The following is a 17,405-nucleotide window of genomic DNA, read 5'->3' on the forward strand; positions in this document are numbered from 1 at the left end:
GCAGGGAAGAAACGGCTCACACACAAAAAGATCTTTGAAAAAGTAGAGCTTTTCAGTAAAACTTTACAGATTTTGCTTCAATAAAATAATTTAGTCTTCTGGCTCTGGAAAAAACATTCAAGCTTGAAAAACATTCAAGCACTGCTAATAAATATAACACTTGAAGGACATAAGTCCTTCACAATACAGATTTTGCATTTTGGTTTTTTTGCCTGGCAGACCTTCCTCCCATGATAAATCAGAGTCATGGAGATTGAATCGAGATCTTCCCTTCGGGCAAGTGAGATAAGGTCCTGTTCAATTTTAGCGGGGTCGGAGTTTTTCGTAAGTCCCAGCCTTCTTGAAACCCTTTTCACATGGGTATCTACAGCAACTCCCTCTACTATCCCAAATGCTCTGGCAAGTACTATATTAGCCGTTTTCCTTCCGACCCCTGGCAAACTGGTAAGTTCTTCCATAGTTTTTGGGACTTCTCCATTGTACTTCTCTACAATCATCTGCGCAGCAGTTTTGATATTCTTTGCCTTGCTTTTGTAAAAACCTGTGGAATATAGATCGTTTTCAAGTTCCCTGAGGTCTGCACTGGCATAATCTCTTGCAGTCCTGTACTTTTTGAACAATTTGTCAGTTACTCTATTAATCTGTACATCAGTTGACTGGGCTGAGAGAACAGTCGCCACAAGCAGTTCAAGGGGATTGCTGTAATTGAGAGAGGGTTTTACATCAGGATACTCTTCTTTTAGAAGAGCCCAGATACGGTAGAAATTATGTCTGTTATCAGGAATATCATATTCGGAAAAGAAGTCCTGAGTGTCAGGTTTTTTTGGTTTTCTTTCAGGCATGTTAACTCCGTCTTCTAAGTGTTATAGATTTTTGCCGGGAATTATTTGTTAGAAGAAATGGTATTTTCTTTAAGGCTCCTTAGAATTTTTAGTTCTGCGGTCGATCCTGCAGGTTACAGCATATAAGAAATATCCTAACATGTAGTAAGTAGGACATTAGAAGACAAGTTTTTTATGTCCGATGCCTTAAGCCCAAGCCACATTACCAAAGCGAAAATATTGATAGCTTCTTCGGCATTTGGGCCCAGAATATGCACTCCCATTACATGGTCGTTTGCCTCATCGATAATTACCTTTGAAGCTGCAAACTCCATTCCTTCTTTTCGGGATGTATACCAGTTGCTTCTGTCCCGGAATATTACCTTGCACTTATCACTATCTTTAGCCACACCGATTCCTACCGACGCCAGAACAGAAAAGTACCAAAAACTTAAAGAACTACATTCCCAGAAGAATTCTGAAAGCACCTTAACGGAAATACTGAATTTGTAAAATATAAATTCAGTTTGAGCAGAAAAAACTCTCTTTTTTAATATAATAATGCGTAGACCATAAGTTTTATAGCTAAGAATCTTTAAACCAAAGATATTGGTGATTTTTTGGTAAAGAGGGCACTGCTCAGCGTCTCAGACAAGACAGGAATTGCAGAATTCGCACGCGGGCTTGAATCACTTGGCGTGAAAATAATTTCAACAGGCGGGACAGCGAAAATTCTTCGCGACGCCGGCATAGAAGTTACTGATGTCTCGGAAGTCACAGGCTGTCCGGAGATGATGGGAGGAAGGGTCAAGACTCTCCACCCAAGAATTCATGGCGGGCTCTTATGCCTGCGAGAAAGCAAGGAACAGATGGCTGAGGCTGAAAGAGAAGACATCTCGCTTATTGACATGGTGGCTGTAAATCTCTATCCATTTGAGGTAACAATCTCAAAGGAAGGCGTCGAACTCGAAGAAGCCATTGAGAACATAGATATCGGAGGACCAACTCTTCTTCGTTCGGCAGCTAAAAACTATCGTTCGGTTACAGCACTCTCAGACCCATCGGACTATGGGCGTGTCCTCAAAGAACTTCGCTCAACAGGAGTAATTTCGGAGGAAACACGAGCTGCCCTTGCAGTTAAGGCTTTCAGACATACTGCGGATTATGATGCAGCAATCGATACCTACCTGAGCAAAACCCTGCTCGGAGAAAATGTACTCCGTATGAATTTTACCGACGGTGTAAAACTTCGCTATGGAGAAAATTGGCACCAGAAAGCCTATTTTTACAAAGATCCTAAAATAGAAGGCCCAACTCTGGCAAAAGCCACCCAGCTTCACGGAAAAGAACTCTCCTATAATAACTATGTGGACGCAGATAATGCACTTCAGACGGTAAAAGAACTCGGAAATGCTAACCCTGCCGTGGCAATCGTAAAACATAATAACCCATGTGGGCTTGCAACCGGAAGCACACTCCTGCAAGCTCTTCAGGCTGCCTGGGACGGAGACCCTATTTCAGCTTACGGAAGTATAATCTGCACCAATGAAACCTTTGATCTTAAAGCTGCGACTTTTCTGAACGGAAAATTTGTGGAGATTATTCTTGCTCCTGACTTCAATCCCGATGCTCTTGAATACCTGAAAAACAAAAGTGAAAATCTTAGACTCCTTAAACTGCCCGATCTCAGGGAAGCTTTCGGGACAGACTACACATATAAGTATGTAATCGGAGGCATGCTTAAGCAGAGTCGCGATATTAGCCTCTACGAAAAATGGGAGTCAGTCACAGACATGTCCTATCCTGAAGAGAAGCGCTCTCTTTCGGAATTCTGTCTTAAAGCCTGTAAGTCAACTAAATCCAATTCAGTGAACCTTGCTTACGAGTACGAGCCAGGTTTCTTCATGGTACTTGCTATGGGCGCAGGACAACCGAATAGGGTTGACTCAATTCGCAAACTGGCTGCCACAAAAGCTATTGAAAATCTCAAGGTAATTTACGAACGAGAAAATCCTGAAACCTCCTTTGAAGATTATTGCCAGAAAGTTATGTCAGAATGCGTAATGGCCTCAGACGCCTTCTTCCCCTTCGACGACAGCATAATTCATGCAGCAGAAAATAATATTCGCTACATAGTTTCCCCAGGTGGATCAATTCGGGACGGCGAAGTCATTGCTGCTGCAAATAGGCTTGGAGTTTCCATGGTCTTTACAGGCATGCGCCACTTCCTTCATTAATAAGCTTTTCAGGTGTTGACAAAAATAATATGTGAATATCCCTGAGTTAAAAACTCAGGGGTTTTCTGAATCGTTCTTACGACCATTCGACAACAAATCACACCGGCCAATATCCTGTGTATAAAGAATGCCAGTGCTTTAGTGTTACCTTTTGGTCTCCTGAGTACCCAGACATTACTCCGAGCCCTTGAGGCATCGTTTAAACTGAACTAAAATTCGTTTAAACTAAGTTAAAAGTTGTTTAAACGATTTAATTTTAGTTTTGAATCCTCTTCAAATTCAATGGAGAATTTTCCAACTTGAAAAATGTACAACAATTTTACCATACAGTTATAAAGTTGAATACATCGCACGAGGTTGGTTCTCAAACTGGGTTAAATTTTTAAATTTTCATTAAATATATGAAATTTACTTATACCCATAATTTACTTTTACCCATAAATTTGAAGGGTACACGTTTAACATGAAATCATATTCCGATTTTAAAACTTTTTATGCGAAAGCATTTTTTGTTTGTAACTAATTTTTGGTATAATTAATTTAAAATAATTATAGGGATTATTCTATGTTGTACACTAGAGATAACAGAAAGAGTGAGTAACGGGTATGAACAGTAAGAAAGAATTGCCCGGAAGCTTTAGATCCTGTTCTGAATAATATGCTTGGGGGAGCGTATTTTCAGATCAACCGTAACGGGGGCTACGGTAAAAGGAATATAAGTTTTCGGGCTTTTCCTTACCCTCCTTTTAATGTATGTTTCCTTATTTTTCCTGCTCTTATTTTTCTTCTAATTCTGTTAAAATCCTTTTACCGCGTGTTTCACGATGTCGGTAAAACTAGGGACCTCTTTGCCAGGATCCTGTCTATTCTGTTACAAAGTTTCTGGCTTTTGATGAAAATCAGTGATAACTGCCCTAAATTTCAAATCATAAGAATATATATTTCCGGAAGAAACCTATAAATTTCAAATTCAGTAAAATATAATTTTCGAAAATCCCGAGGATAGCTCTTCAAAATTTCAAATTCAGTAAAATATAATTTTCGAAAATCCCGAGGATAGCTCTTCACCAAGGAATTTTTCCACTTCTTTTTTCAGGTTTTCAATAACTTCTTCAATAGTAATTCCCTTGCAAATTATATCAGCTTCAGAGCAGATTGATATATAGAAACCATTTTCCTGACGGATAGTTGCGGAAAAAGGAAAAAAGATCGTCATATTTTAAAAGTCTATCAATTTACATTTAAACATTTTGTGCTTTTTATGTCCTTGAAAACCGCCTTTTTGGAGAAAATTGCCTTTTTGGAGAAAATCTCCCCATGAGCGCAGGAGTTTTATACTTAAGCTGGGATCACATCCTAAATATATAGTACCAAGTTCGTGTGTCCTATGCCAGCAGAGTTTATACTGTCTTCTCCTGTACCTTTACCTGACATTTCCGTGCTTATTCTTCTGGGTGTCTTTGTACTTACCGCTCTCAGGCAGCTAGGATCTTTAAGACTGCAGATCTGGCAAATCATGACCTTTGGAGCGATACTTGTACTGTTATTCGGTGAGATTTCTCCCCAAGAAGCTCTTGAAGCGATTAATATGGATGTGCTCATCTTCCTTTTCGGGGCTTTTTGCATAGGGGAAGCACTTAACATGAGTGGGTATCTTGCCTGTCTCGGAAATCGGATAGTTTCCAGGGCAAAGAATACGGATCAACTTGTCTTACTTGTGCTGTTTTCTACAGGGATTCTTTCCGCAATTCTCATGAATGATACTCTGGCTATCATGGGTACTCCACTTGTTCTGGGTTTTTCCAGAAAGTACAATATATCTCCAAAACTCATGCTCTTTTCTTTGGCATTTGGGGTAACTACAGGAAGCGTTATGAGCCCTATTGGAAACCCGCAGAACCTCCTCATAGCAATTAGTGGGAATCTGGATTCCCCGTTTGTAATATTTTTGCGTTCACTCGCTCTGCCAACCCTTATATGTCTTTTAATTGCGTACGCAGTGTTAAAACTCTTTTTTCGGGAGGAATTTGGAAAATCAACCCTTACTCAATCCGAAGAAGTCATTACTGACCCTGAACTTGTCAGTGCTTCAAAAATTGCTCTTTTGCTTTTGTTGGTTCTCATAGCCTGTAAGATTTTCCTAGTTGAATTTTCCCCTGCTTGGAACTTTGATTTGAGCTGGATTGCTCTTATCTCCGCGTCGCCCGTCCTGCTCAGTAGAAAACGCGTTGAGGTCCTGAAAAATATTGACTGGTCAACCCTTGTTTTCTTTGTTTCAATGTTTGTGCTAATGAAAAGCGTATGGATTTCCGGAACATGCCAGGAATTGCTTGCCAGGATGTCTCCTCAGTTAGGCTCGGTATCAATGATCCTCGCGCTCAGCATTGGACTCAGTCAACTCATTTCGAACGTTCCCTTTGTTGCACTCTATCTGCCTGCCATGGGTAGTACAGTTTCTCAAGGGCAGCTGATGGCACTTGCTGCGGGAAGTACAATTGCAGGAAACCTATTGATCCTGGGAGCTGCAAGCAACGTTATAATTATCCAAAACGCGGAAAAAGAAGGAAAAACTCCGTCATTTACCGAATTTTCCAAAATTGGAGTTTTAATTACTATTTTGGATGCTATTACTTACTTAATCTTTCTTTAACTTTTAAAACCCATAAATTTCTTAGAATAAATTTTAGAGGTATACCCAGGAAAAGCCCGCCTGAATGTGCTGCCGAGTTTGAGGAAAAAATTGAAGCCAGAAAAGGTATAGATTCCGAAAATAACCGGAAGAACCGAAAATAACCGGAAGAACCGAAAATAACCGGAAGAAAAGTGTTTTTTCAAACACTTACAAAACAGTACAGACCTTTGAAAGCGTATAAACTCAAAAAAATACAGGCCTTTGAGAGCATATAAACTCAAAAAATTGCGGGATGCGAAAGAATCGAATATTTCTTATTCACGTCTCCGTTTTTCTCTTTGTTTTTCTGTTACTTCTTACTTCTGGATGTTTAACTTTTTTTACTTCAGAATGTTTACTTCTTTTACTTCAGAATGTTTACTTCTTTTACTTTTAAACGCTTACTTCTTTTACTTTTGAATGTTTACTTCTGAATGATAATTGTAAGAATATCCTCATCCTGCATTCTATGCTCGATGCCTACTCTCTGTCCTGGATGTTTTGCAGAGGCACCCCAGACCTGGGCATAGCGGAACTTCCTGCGGAAATCCCTGTGCAGGCGATCGCAAATCTGGCCTATATTGGTCCCGCTCATAACTATCAGGGGATCCTCCATATCTGCAGGCTGGCCCTGTGGTTTTAAGTAGACTCGAATGAAACCCAACCTGTCGTAAATAGCGTCTTTGAGAGTCTCGATATTTATGCCTTCATGAGCTGAAATAAAGATCGCGTTAGGGTATAGCTTTCTGCATTCTTCGATCAACTGGGGATAGGCAAGGTCAACCTTGTTAACAGCTATTAGAGACCTGACATAACTACGATTGTTCAGGACAACGTCAATAAGCTGGTCAACTGTTATGTTATCTCTTATAAGTACACTTGCGTTGTGGATCTTATACTCATCCAGCACAGCCTTGATAGTTTCCTCATCCAGGTCAAGGTCAACGGTTGAGTTGATCTCTATCCCGCCCCTTTCTTTTTTCTTGATTACTACATCAGGGGGCTCCTGATCTATGCGAATTCCAGCCTGGTAAAGTTCGTCCATAAGCACTTCGTAATGCTTTGGCTGGAAGACATCAAGCAAAAATATAACCATATCAGAATTCCTGATAACTGATATGACTTCCCTTCCACGCCCACGTCCTGAAGAAGCGCCTTTTACAAGCCCTGGGACATCAAGGAACTGAATTGTTGCCCCTTTATGTTCCAGCACTCCTGGCACAACTGTAAGGGTAGTAAACTCATATGCACCCACTGCAGAATTGGCACCCGTGATCTTGTTCAGAAGCGTAGATTTTCCTACTGATGGAAAACCTACAAGTGTTACAGTTCCATCTCCTGATTTTCTGACCGAGTACCCTTCCCCCCCTCCTCTTGCCGAGGCTCTTTTCTCGATCTCATCTCGCAGGCGAGCGATTTTGGCTTTAAGGCGGCCTATGTGATGGGAAGTTGCTTTATTGTACTGGGTCTTTCGAATTTCGTCTTCGATTTCCTGTATTTGCTCCTGTATGCTGCTCATCTGGAACCTGCCAATTTAGGGACTAAAGAAATGATTTTCATATTAATTAGAAAAAGAAACCGTGTCCAAGCGGTTTCTACAAACCCTTTTTGATCCAAAAGAGATCCGTATCTGGATATTTTATCCTGAATAGTTGAATGCAATATATATACCTATGGAATGGTTTTATTTAGTGGTTCTGAATAATAGGGCTACTCAGAACATTTATATTTCATAATAATTATAATAATACTTAAAGCTTATTGAAAACGACTCCCAAGCCTATTGAAAATTACTTCCGGCGAAAGTTTATTCACCAGAAGCCTGTTCAAGAGCCTGCCCATTATTTAAGAAAGGTTCTGTCTCAAAGAGACTACCTCTCTTATTCAAAAGTTCTGTCTCAAAGAGACAATCTCTTCTATAGTTAAGATTATATTTTATTCAAAGAAAATTATTTCTCCTGTTCTCTCATACACATGAAGCCCGTCGGGAAGCTTTGAAGCAAATTCAGGGGAATTAAGAATTTCCAGAAACTTGCGGACTTCGAGAGTTTCCAGAATTTCCTTCTTTATAAGGAAATCGTATTCTTCTTCTGCAAATTTTACAAATTGGAGACCGTTCTTTTTGGTACAGTTTCTTATTCCTACACCTACCTCAGCCTTTCCGGAGACAACTGCCTCACAGACAGCTACCTCCGATTTTGCTCCGGATGTATAACCAGGAATCGAATCTGTAAATTCTTTTTTACTAATTTCCTTTCCAGCTACAAATTCTGTAATTTTCAGGTCTAATAGAGCTCTTGTGCCTGAACCCCGGTTCCGGTTAATCAGTTGTTTTCCCGGAAGATCCGAAAGCCCGGAAACCGGGCTATCCTGCCTGACAAGAAGCCCTACTTCCCGCCTGTACCCTTTAACAAGAGCAATGCCTGAAAGTCCCATATTCTCGATTGTAGGGACGTTATACAGGATTCCATCCGAACCTCTGGGGTCTTGTGATGGCATATTCACGCCTACAATATCTGCTGTATTTGCGGCAATTGCGCTGAAGCCTCCGCTTGAACTTGTGTAAAGGGTCCTGAAACGAAGTCCACTAAGATCTTCAAGCAAGTCAAAGCCAGGACAGAAACCGCCTGCTATCAGAAGGTCAGGTTTTTCAACCTTCCCGAAAAGAGTCACTTCTACGGGAGTTCCCGCTTCAATAAACTCTGTACTGGATGAAATTTCAATAAAGCCATCTGCCCCGGAAAGAGAGGTTATGGCGCCTGAGCCTTTGTCTGCAGGATAAACCCTTCCCCGGATCAGGCCTACTGGGAGAAATTGCTGTCTTCCTTCGGAACGGAAAACTGTGCCCATAATTCCTTTTTCCGTTTTTTTAAGCACTTTATCTTCTCCAAGGGCTTTTCTAAGAAGGGGAGCTACGAATTCGTTAAAAATCATTAATGCAGATGTAGGGTTTCCGGGCAGCCCTATTATGGGGACACCTTGTATTATTCCAATGACCACAGGTTTTCCAGGTTTTACACTTATGCCATGGGCAAGGGTTTCTCCGATTTCATCTATGAGCCTGTACATCACGTCTCCGGATCCTGATGACGTGCTGCCAGAAGTCAGAATCAGGTCACACTCCGAAACCGCAGTTTCAAGTGCCTCTTTCATAGCTGCCTCGTTATCTTCTACAATCCCGTAAAGCAGAGGGAAAGCTCCACATTCATTTATACCGGCATATAAAGTGTAAGAGTTTGCATCGTATATCTTTCCGGGAGTAAGTTTTTCTCCGGGATGCACAAGTTCGTCTCCTGTTGAGATTATCCCGACCTGTAGTTTAAGGACAGGCACATCCTTTTTTCCAACAGAAGCTAGTACTCCGATTTCTCTGATCCCGAGCTTTCTTCCTGCCCTGAGCACACGCTCTCCCTTCCGGATGTCCGAACCGGCTTTCATGATATTTTCCCCCACAGTTACAGGACTGTAAATCGATACGGTTCTGTCTCCTTCAGAACTATATTCGACCATGACCACAGCGTTAGCTCCTTCAGGAATCGGTGCTCCTGTAGATATTTCCACGGATTCCCCCGCTGAAACCTTGAATTTTTCATTCGAACCGGCCTGGACGCTTCCCAGGAGTTTGAGTTTTACAGGCCCGGTTTCGCTGCACGCATACGTATCCTCTGCCCTGACTGCATAACCATCCATTATAGCTCTTGGGAAAGGAGGGACATTAATTTCGGTAACAATATCCTCTGCAAGGATTTTACCGTAAGCGTTTTCAAGGGCTAAGCGTTCCTGCCTGGGAAAAACTTGCAGGCTGTTTATTATTTCCCGTGCCTTCTCTACAGAGATAAGTTCCCGAAATTCTTTGCGTTTCATAGAAATTCAACCCTAATTTACAGGTCTTCAGATAAGTGTTCTAGTTTAATAGCATTTCCGGGCATGTTTTAGACTGTTTTATCCCGATGTTTTATTGTTTTATCTTACTTTTTCCTCCTCGAAAAATCGGGAAGGCAAGTTAGTTAAGAGCTGCTCAAATCGAAGTTTAAAAAGAAACTCAAAATTAGTCCAGGTAACAGATTAAATAAAAATTCAAAATTAGTCCAAGTAGAAACTAAGTAGAAAGTCAAAGGACTTAGAATATAAGTAAACACGAACTTAAAAGAGACTTCAAAAGGGACTTAAGAACAGCTTAAGTAGGGACTTAAAAAGAGGCTCAGACAAAAGCTGCTTCAGAAAATTATCTAAAAAAATCGTGGCGGGAAAAGTCCCGCTTGATTTTATTGCCCTTTATGTTTCTTTCATTTTTCAGGGCTGCCCTTTTATTTATAAATTGGTGTACCCGTACTCTGGGTTATTTTCTCAAAAGCTTCAGCCATTTTTAGTGTCATAGGCCCGGGTTTGCCTGTGCCTATAACTCTACCGTCAAGTCTGGTTATAGGGGCAGCTTCAGCTGCAGTACCTGTGACAAAAACTTCATCGGCTGTGTAAAGGTCAAATAGACCGAGATTTGTTTCGATAACTTTGTATCCCATCTCATCCAAAAGTTCGATGGCTGTAGCTCTGGTAATCCCTTTTAAGTTGTTGATCGTAAAGGGAGTAAAAACCTTGTTATTTTTGATTATGAAGATATTATCTCCTGAACCCTCACAGACAAAACCATTATGATCCAGGAAGACAGCTTCGTCTCCTCCTTTCTCGTTGGCTTCAATCTTTGCCAGGATATTGTTCAGATAGTTCAGGGACTTGATATTAGGAGATATGGAATCAGGTGCATTTCTTCGGACACAGACACTGACGGCTTTGAGCCCGACTTCATACAGGTCACCGTACATGGCTCCCCAACCCTGAGCTATGACAACCACGCAAGGTTTCTCACAACTGCGAGGATCAAGCCCGAGATCTCCAGCTCCCCTCGAAACAACAGGACGGATGTAAGCATCTTTAAGGTTATTTTTCCTGAGGGTTTCAAGTATTGCTTCACTCATTTCTTCCTTTGTAAGGGGGATATCCATTGCAATTGCCTTTGCCGAGTCATAAAGCCTGTCAACATGCTCTTTTAACTTAAAAACGCGGCCGTTGTATGCCCTTATGCCTTCAAAAACACCGTCGCCGTAGAGGAAACCATGGTCGTAGACCGAAACTTTGGCTTCGGATTTGGGAACAAACTTCCCATCCAAGTAGATTAATAACTCACTCATTTGCGAACAATCCTCTGCAATCTTACTACTTTATAGAGTTCACTTATTTTCTGGATAATGTCAATTAAATATGATTGTAATATGCAAACCCTATAAACAATTTACTTTATTTCACTCATTGACAGTATGTAAGCTCTGCGCGGGGTTTTAAAAATTCAAAGCCTCAGGGAAGTTTCCATACTGGCAAATTCCTAAGTAAAATGCCGAATAAGTCACTATATACTAAATATATATTACAATTCCGATTCTATATAAATAATTTAAGATATTTACAGTCCCAATTAATGTATCCATACAAAAAGCTTTTATGTTAAAACGCTTATTTCGTATTCCGTACTAAGGAAAGCAAACAGGGCTCGTGGCTTAGCCAGGATATAGCGCTGGGCTTCTAACCCAGACGTCGAGGGTTCAAATCCCTTCGAGCCCGCTTAATTCTTTATCTTTTCTAACTAGCCTTAAAAACTGTTTTTAGATTCTCTACTTACTTCAAATCAACCTGCACAAGCGATTTTCACTTTCATTCTTTCTGACATGTACCCTTTTTCTTTAGAGCTTTATACTTTCGACCTGCCCATTTCTGTTTTTTGACCATTTTTGTAGAGCTTTTATACTTTCAAACTGCCCTCTCTGTTTTTAGGCCTTCTTTGCAGTAAGAAGTCTTAACACAAGCTGCAGTTTTACCGGAGTAAGCGCAACTTTTGGTTTTGGGAATCTCATATCAAAATTGTAGGATCAAAATTGTAGGAGACATAAATAGAGAAATACACCAAAAATTCTGTAAAATCGGAAACTCAAAAAGACACTAAACCGAATCGGACTTCACAATAGCAGGTACCCCAGTCCCAGTGCGAGAAACATGACTCCTGACATTACTGCTGTAATCAGCCCGATCTGCCTGATACTTTCCACTTTAGCTGCGAGATCCAGCGGCACCAGCAATATGAGATAAAACGAGGTTCCAACAAAAAATCCCCCAAATAGAAATATGCTGCCTGCAATACTTGCATAAGACAGAGCTGCGGACATTGCCAGAAGGAATGGGGGACATACATTGATTCCTGTCAGGAAGCCAAAGAAAGCAGGATAATTCACGTATTTTTTACTCAGCTTGCACAACCCGAATTGAAGCCATTTTTTTACCACCACGAAGGCTAGCATCAGGACGGACAGCAGAATCATAGCAGTCCCGATAGCTCTGTTGAGCCATGGACCGTCTATCTGCTTGCCGAGAATTCCCAGGATCAGGCCAAAAAACAGGTAGGCAATTAACCTACCCATTGCAATCTCTCCAATAGCTAGTATATTCCGCCGCAGCTTTCGATCTTCCGATAGGACAAAAGGCACATATACAGGGACGCAGGTGACCAGACAGAAAATGCCCGTGGACAGCCCTAGTAGCATGCCCTGAGAAATAGTCTCTATGATCATCAGCCACCGCTCATGACTTTGCTAACAAAGAAAAGCCAATGATCACAATGAGAAACATGTACAGATACATTACCTATATCCTGATATTTTTTTGTCAAGAGTCATTTCAGAAGCTTCCATTATTGCCAGTCAACAAGTAAATGCAATTATCAGAAACTCCCTATCTCACCAGTCATCAGGTAGTGTACAATCATCCATATGAAGCTCGATACAATGACCAGGTTAAAGATAATTGCCAGCGGAATAAAAAAATCTTATGTTCTGGTCAGTAAACATCAGCTTGTAATCAATCGCACCTGCAGGACATTTGTCCATACATTTTCCACACTCGGCGCACTCAATTATCGTTTTTCCCTTCGCAAGCGATTCTTTGGTGATCGCGAACAGCTCACAACTTTTCACGCACAAGCCACATTTTTTGCAGAGGTCTATGTTGATTTTTACCTTAAAAGGATTGATGACCCCAATTAAAGTATTGGCAGGCATAAGTGGACATATAAAGCTACAAAACAACCTTTTCTTTGTGAGCAGTGGGCCTATCACCAGGAAGATCAATCCACCAGTCACGAATATCAGCGCTGTGATCCACTGGAAAGTTGTCGTCACGGCAGGTGGATCATAGATGATCCGGAGCGGGCATATATAAGCACAGAAAATAGGTATCAGAAAGACAGCGCTGATCAGGATCAAGAACAACATAAATGCATAAGGAAACAACTTTGCCCATTTTGGGGGGTTTTCAAGAGGTATAATAGATTTCTTTAATAGAGAAGAGAAAAACTGATCCATCCATCCGAAAAAACATATCCAGCCACACTACCCTCTTCCCAGGATAAGTACAAGACCGAGCCACATAAAGAGAACGGCAAATAGCGATGTGACTGGTGATGGGAAGACCATTTTTCCCTCGGTAAAGTATGGTACCGCTACGAACGGGATGGTGATCGGACAGATGGGAACACTATTACTGCTCAAGGCTTGATTGGTCAGCAGAATGCTGCCCCTGTGCACCTCATGTTCCAGACTAAGCGCGATGGTAAAAATTAAACCATCCAGTCCAATAAAGGACCGCGAGAGAATATTTCAAACGGTCTGTACCGCATCGAGCTCCTTTACTCTCGATTTTGTTTAATTGAAACACTTGCTTACCTCATCTGGCACCAAAATGCTGAGACCACTCAATAATAATAAAGTTTACCCTGCCACTTATAAAAAACTCATCGAAATTTTTTAATATATATTAAAAAATTTCAGCGCCAGCTATATGTTACTGCTGTTGTTTTCTGAGGATTTATAAACTAACTAACTTAGGAATTAATAAGTTAATGTCTGATCAGAAAAGGCACATACTTACGCTTTGGATCTTGTATTCATACAACGCTGATTGAGAGTCTCTGAATGCAGGTAAGTTAAGAAAAGAGTGAAGTTAAACAATGTGTATCCCATAATAAGAGATTCAATATTTGTGTTTCAATTTACGTAATATAGAACAGTATTTCTATATATATGTATAGAGGCTGAAAAAATGGAAGTTAAGAGAACGAAAATTTAAAAAATGAAACTTTGAAGATTTCATCGCTGAAAATCACTGCCCTGAACTGGGAATCATTTTATATCCCTCCCCCGAGGGCATAAGTATTGCCAGAATAATATACAGGACAATACCAATTCCTCCTTGCAGAGCAAGGGCTGCGAAAGCAAGCCTTATAAAGGTCGGGTCAATGTCAAAGTATTCGCCCAACCCGCCGCAGACTCCGAAGAGCATACGTTCTTTCTTGCTTTTAGTCAGACGCTTTTTCATGGTATAGGTAGTGCGCTTTTCTTCTTTAGCTTCTTCCCCGGTATCTTCTCTGAGTTTCTCGTCAGTCTCTCTAGCGGCTTCCTCTTCTTTTTTCTCCCCAGCTTCTATAATGACTTTCCCTTCCATGTCTATAGGCTTTGTCCAGGATTTTTCAGTATAGCCGGTTTCAAGTTCTCCCGAAGCCTTGAATTCACTTTCTTTTGGGATTATTTTCTCTTCGGATGTGGGGCTTCCTAGAGTTTCTTTTTCTTCCATATCTCTTTCAGGCTTTGCCCAGGATTCCTCAGTATAGCCAGTTTCAAGTTCCCCTTCAGGTTTGAATTCGCTCTTTTTCGACTCTTCTCTTTCCAGTGGTGCAGTACCGCTAACTTCCTCTCCGGTTTTTCCCTCATGTCTCGCACATGGTTCCTCTTCAGATTTGGCTTTAGGTACCTCTGGCGCTTCAAAAAAGTGTCCTTTTGTTACCTTTTTTTCTTGAGATTCGGGATTTTCCTGCATATTGACTATTCTATTTTGAAGGATTTATATTATTCTGGTACCTTTTCTCTCCTCTTCACTATTTTCATTTTTCCTTCTTTTAGTCTCTTTTACTTTGGTGACATTCCGAGCAGCCGCATTCTTTTTCACTGCGGAAAATTCCATATAACATCAAGGGGAGAAGGAAAACCGCAAAACCCAACTTCAGATCCTCAGGGAGCAGTTCTTTTGCAGTCCCCACGGTTGCTACCGCACTGATCCCGAGTTTTAGATAAAACCAGTCCAACAGGAAACCTGCCCCAAGAGCGCAAAGAGAAATCATTCCCAGATACAGAGCTGCCGAACGTTTTCCAAGGAAACGGGCAACCATCGTTATAGTTGCTACATTGGTTGCCGGACCTGCGAGGAGAAAAACAAAAGCGGTGCCCGGACTCATGCCCTTGGCTACAAGACTTGCGGCAAGAGGAGTAGAAGCTGTAGCGCAGATATAAAGAGGGATTCCTACAAAGAGCATGACCAGCATTGATCCAAAGCCTCCTCCCAGATAATTCTGAATGAGACTATCGGGAACTGCATAGGAAATTATTCCTGCAAAAAAGATTCCAATAAGCATCCATTTAGAAATTTCGGCTGGCAGCTCGATATAAGCATATTTTATTCCTTTAATCAATCTAGATTTTACCGATTCTTTATTATTTCCATCTTTTTCGGGTTCCTGATTTTTTCCTTCTTTTCCGGACTCTTTATAATTCCCATCTTTTCCCGATTCATTTTCTTCGCACCCACACGCCCCACAGCCGCAAGAAGAGACATCTTTATGGACATCTTTATGGAAGTCTGGGCTTACCAAGGTAAGTTTTCGGACATTTTCAGATTTATTATTGACTTTCAGAGGCTTTGCTCCTGAAAGCTTTACTTCTATAGCCTTATTTATAGTGCTTACAGACTCAGTTTTTCCGTTATAGGAATCTGCTGGCTTATGGCAACTACATGAAGAAGAGCTACATGTTTTTTCCTGTAAAGGAGCTCCAATCAAAGTTGAGACTGCAAGAACTCCTGCTTTTTTCTCGGGACTTTCCTGTTTTGTGATATTCTTCTTTTCCGGGAATTCCCCGATCAAAAAATTATCTGCAAGCCCTGTAAGGATAGCGGTAACAAAAGCAGCAAGTGGGCGGAAAACTGCCATCAAGGGATCCAGAAGAGCATAAGTAACCGCTATTGAGTCTACTCCTGTCTCGGGAGTAGAGATAAGGAAGGAAAGGGTTGCCCCCCTGTTAGCTCCCCTTTTTCGGATCGACATCGCGGCAGGAACCACTCCGCAGGAGCAGAGAGGTAGGGGAAGACCTGCAAGAGCGGCATTGATAACAGAGCGAATTTTTCCTGCCGATGCTCCAAGGTAGGCCACAATCTTCTGGTCAGGCACCAGGATAGTGAGAAGACCTGCAATACCCAGGCCGAAAATAAGATAGGGAGCCGTTTCGACGAAAATGTTCCAGGATTCCAAGAGAACCCCTGAAAAAAGAACCAGAAGGGCATTTAGGAATTCGAAGTTCATGCTTTTTCCTCCACATGTTCGAGGCACATTTCGATCAGCGTGCGGACGTGCTCGTCTGCAATATAATAAATCGTAAATTTTCCCTCCCTCCTGACCCGCACGAGGTCAAGTTGCCTGAGGGTACGAAGCCCATGAGAAACTGCGGATTGAGTGACACTAAGCGCCTGTTCAAGTTCACAGACGCACATCTCTTTTTGATTTAGTAAGAAAAGGATCTTAAGGCGAGTATAGGACTGGAGCGCCTGAAAAACCGCAGCCATTCGCGTGATACTTTCGGGGTCCGGAACCTTTTGTAACAGTTGTTCCAGTTGTTTTGAATCCACTCTTTCACATTTCTCATGCATGAACATATGAACAGCTGTTCATATATTAATATCTTTTGAAGGACTGCGCCACCTAAGAAAGTTGTCAGAACCTTCGTTCTGTCTGATAATGTTTCTTTATGCCGTATTTAAAGAACCAAAACGAAGATGATAAAAATTGCAAGGATAAAAAGGGCTTTCCAGTCACTTTTCTGCATGGAAAGCTCATATATTGAGGTCCTTTGGCTTCCCTGATAGCCTCTGCTCTCCATTGCAAGAGCCAATTCTTCAGCATCCCTGATTACACCTCTTAGCAAGGGAATTGCAAGAGCAGGAATTGAGCGTAGAGGGTTTTTTACGAAATCCATTCCTCTTGCCGCCTGAGCTGCTTTTGTCCGCTCTACCTTCTCGAACAGAAGGGGAAGAAACGCTATAGAGATGTTCATCATCGTAGCAAGCTCAAAAGAGCTGATTCCCAGCCAGTGCAACGGTAAAGGTCTTAACATCCTTTCTATGCCGCAGGTAATTGCTGATTGGTCGGTACTGGCTGTCAAGAGAGCTGCAAAAAGCAAAAGTAGTATAAATCGGGCAGCAAGTTTGAGCCCTTTTTCCAGCCCTTCCAGACTTGGCTGCAAAATCCAGTACGAAGCAAGGAGTCTTCCATCCGTAAAAAATAACTGCGTAAGAAAGATAAAAAACATAAACAGCATCATAGGTCTTACTGCTCTAAAAAACACTTTCATTGGCAGTCCTGAAAGTAAAGCGAGGGCAAAGAAAAAAGCGAAAAGAGCCCCTATTCCTGCAAAATTATCAATCCGAAATGTCAGAATTCCGAGCAACATCACGGCTGCAACTTTTGTCCTGGGGTCAAGCCTGTGGAGAATGGAAGACCCTGGCACGTAACTGAAGACAGGTTCCTGCATATTT

Annotated in this window: 14 protein-coding genes and 1 tRNA gene; 3 read left to right on the forward strand and 12 right to left on the reverse strand. The window is 41.5% G+C overall.

From position 1 onward, the window contains the following. Nucleotides 1-134: 134 nt before the first annotated feature. Entirely contained in the window at nucleotides 135-842 is a 708-nt protein-coding gene (nth, locus tag MSBRM_RS16565) for an endonuclease III (protein ID WP_048122027.1), read from the reverse strand. A 134-nt stretch (nucleotides 843-976) separates the two neighbouring features. Next, nucleotides 977-1,231: a hypothetical protein gene (locus MSBRM_RS16570; RefSeq protein ID WP_048122029.1), complete on the reverse strand. Its 255-nt coding sequence runs from the start codon at nucleotides 1,229-1,231 to the stop codon at nucleotides 977-979. A gap of 210 nt (nucleotides 1,232-1,441) precedes the next feature. Between MSBRM_RS16570 and purH the strand changes: the two genes are divergently transcribed. Continuing rightward, nucleotides 1,442-3,058 (forward strand): bifunctional phosphoribosylaminoimidazolecarboxamide formyltransferase/IMP cyclohydrolase, encoded by a 1,617-nt coding sequence (purH, locus tag MSBRM_RS16575; RefSeq protein ID WP_048156346.1) that lies wholly within the window; start codon nucleotides 1,442-1,444, stop codon nucleotides 3,056-3,058. Nucleotides 3,059-4,082: 1,024 nt separating this feature from the next. Here the strand turns inward: purH and MSBRM_RS16585 are convergent. Beyond that, nucleotides 4,083-4,274 carry a hypothetical protein gene (locus tag MSBRM_RS16585; protein WP_048122033.1) on the reverse strand — a complete coding sequence of 64 codons (192 nt, stop codon included), beginning with the start codon at nucleotides 4,272-4,274 and terminating at the stop codon, nucleotides 4,083-4,085. A gap of 171 nt (nucleotides 4,275-4,445) precedes the next feature. On the opposite strand from MSBRM_RS16585, the gene MSBRM_RS16590 reads away from it, so the two are divergent. Beyond that, entirely contained in the window at nucleotides 4,446-5,708 is a 1,263-nt protein-coding gene (locus MSBRM_RS16590; protein WP_048157159.1) for an anion transporter, read from the forward strand. Nucleotides 5,709-6,153: 445 nt separating this feature from the next. Here MSBRM_RS16590 and MSBRM_RS16595 read toward each other — a convergent pair whose 3' ends face one another. The 3 genes from MSBRM_RS16595 to ilvE form a co-directional block, all read right to left on the reverse strand. After that, complete coding sequence (locus tag MSBRM_RS16595) at nucleotides 6,154-7,248, reverse strand: OBG GTPase family GTP-binding protein (RefSeq protein ID WP_048122035.1); 1,095 nt, start codon at nucleotides 7,246-7,248, stop codon at nucleotides 6,154-6,156. A gap of 416 nt (nucleotides 7,249-7,664) precedes the next feature. After that, nucleotides 7,665-9,593, reverse strand: a complete 1,929-nt coding sequence (locus MSBRM_RS16600; protein ID WP_048122037.1) for a molybdopterin biosynthesis protein — start codon at nucleotides 9,591-9,593, stop codon at nucleotides 7,665-7,667. Nucleotides 9,594-10,036: 443 nt separating this feature from the next. Then, nucleotides 10,037-10,915 (reverse strand): branched-chain-amino-acid transaminase, encoded by an 879-nt coding sequence (gene ilvE, locus MSBRM_RS16605; RefSeq protein ID WP_048122039.1) that lies wholly within the window; start codon nucleotides 10,913-10,915, stop codon nucleotides 10,037-10,039. A gap of 352 nt (nucleotides 10,916-11,267) precedes the next feature. On the opposite strand from ilvE, the gene MSBRM_RS16610 reads away from it, so the two are divergent. Beyond that, nucleotides 11,268-11,342 (forward strand) — tRNA-Arg (locus MSBRM_RS16610). A gap of 392 nt (nucleotides 11,343-11,734) precedes the next feature. Here the strand turns inward: MSBRM_RS16610 and MSBRM_RS18955 are convergent. The 6 genes from MSBRM_RS18955 to MSBRM_RS16640 form a co-directional block, all read right to left on the reverse strand. Beyond that, on the reverse strand, nucleotides 11,735-12,343 hold the full coding sequence (locus tag MSBRM_RS18955; RefSeq protein WP_052712930.1) for a sulfite exporter TauE/SafE family protein: 609 nt from the start codon (nucleotides 12,341-12,343) through the stop codon (nucleotides 11,735-11,737). A gap of 222 nt (nucleotides 12,344-12,565) precedes the next feature. Continuing rightward, the gene (locus MSBRM_RS16620; RefSeq protein ID WP_048122041.1) at nucleotides 12,566-13,132 is read right to left on the reverse strand and encodes a 4Fe-4S binding protein; all 567 of its coding nucleotides are present in this window, start codon (nucleotides 13,130-13,132) and stop codon (nucleotides 12,566-12,568) included. 796 nt (nucleotides 13,133-13,928) lie between these two features. After that, on the reverse strand, nucleotides 13,929-14,642 hold the full coding sequence (locus tag MSBRM_RS21550) for a PspC domain-containing protein (RefSeq protein WP_080941594.1): 714 nt from the start codon (nucleotides 14,640-14,642) through the stop codon (nucleotides 13,929-13,931). Between the two features lie 79 nt (nucleotides 14,643-14,721). After that, nucleotides 14,722-16,176 carry an SO_0444 family Cu/Zn efflux transporter gene (locus tag MSBRM_RS16630; RefSeq protein WP_048122043.1) on the reverse strand — a complete coding sequence of 485 codons (1,455 nt, stop codon included), beginning with the start codon at nucleotides 16,174-16,176 and terminating at the stop codon, nucleotides 14,722-14,724. After that, a complete protein-coding gene (locus tag MSBRM_RS16635; RefSeq protein ID WP_230668945.1) occupies nucleotides 16,173-16,526 on the reverse strand; it encodes an ArsR/SmtB family transcription factor in 354 nt (117 codons plus the stop codon). The genes MSBRM_RS16630 and MSBRM_RS16635 overlap by 4 nt, the downstream gene beginning before the upstream one ends. Nucleotides 16,527-16,627: 101 nt before the next feature. Beyond that, nucleotides 16,628-17,401: an energy-coupling factor transporter transmembrane component T family protein gene (locus tag MSBRM_RS16640; protein WP_048157162.1), complete on the reverse strand. Its 774-nt coding sequence runs from the start codon at nucleotides 17,399-17,401 to the stop codon at nucleotides 16,628-16,630. Nucleotides 17,402-17,405: the final 4 nt, after the last annotated feature.

The sequence above is a fragment of the Methanosarcina barkeri MS genome (assembly GCF_000970025.1).
Lineage (GTDB): Archaea > Halobacteriota > Methanosarcinia > Methanosarcinales > Methanosarcinaceae > Methanosarcina > Methanosarcina barkeri.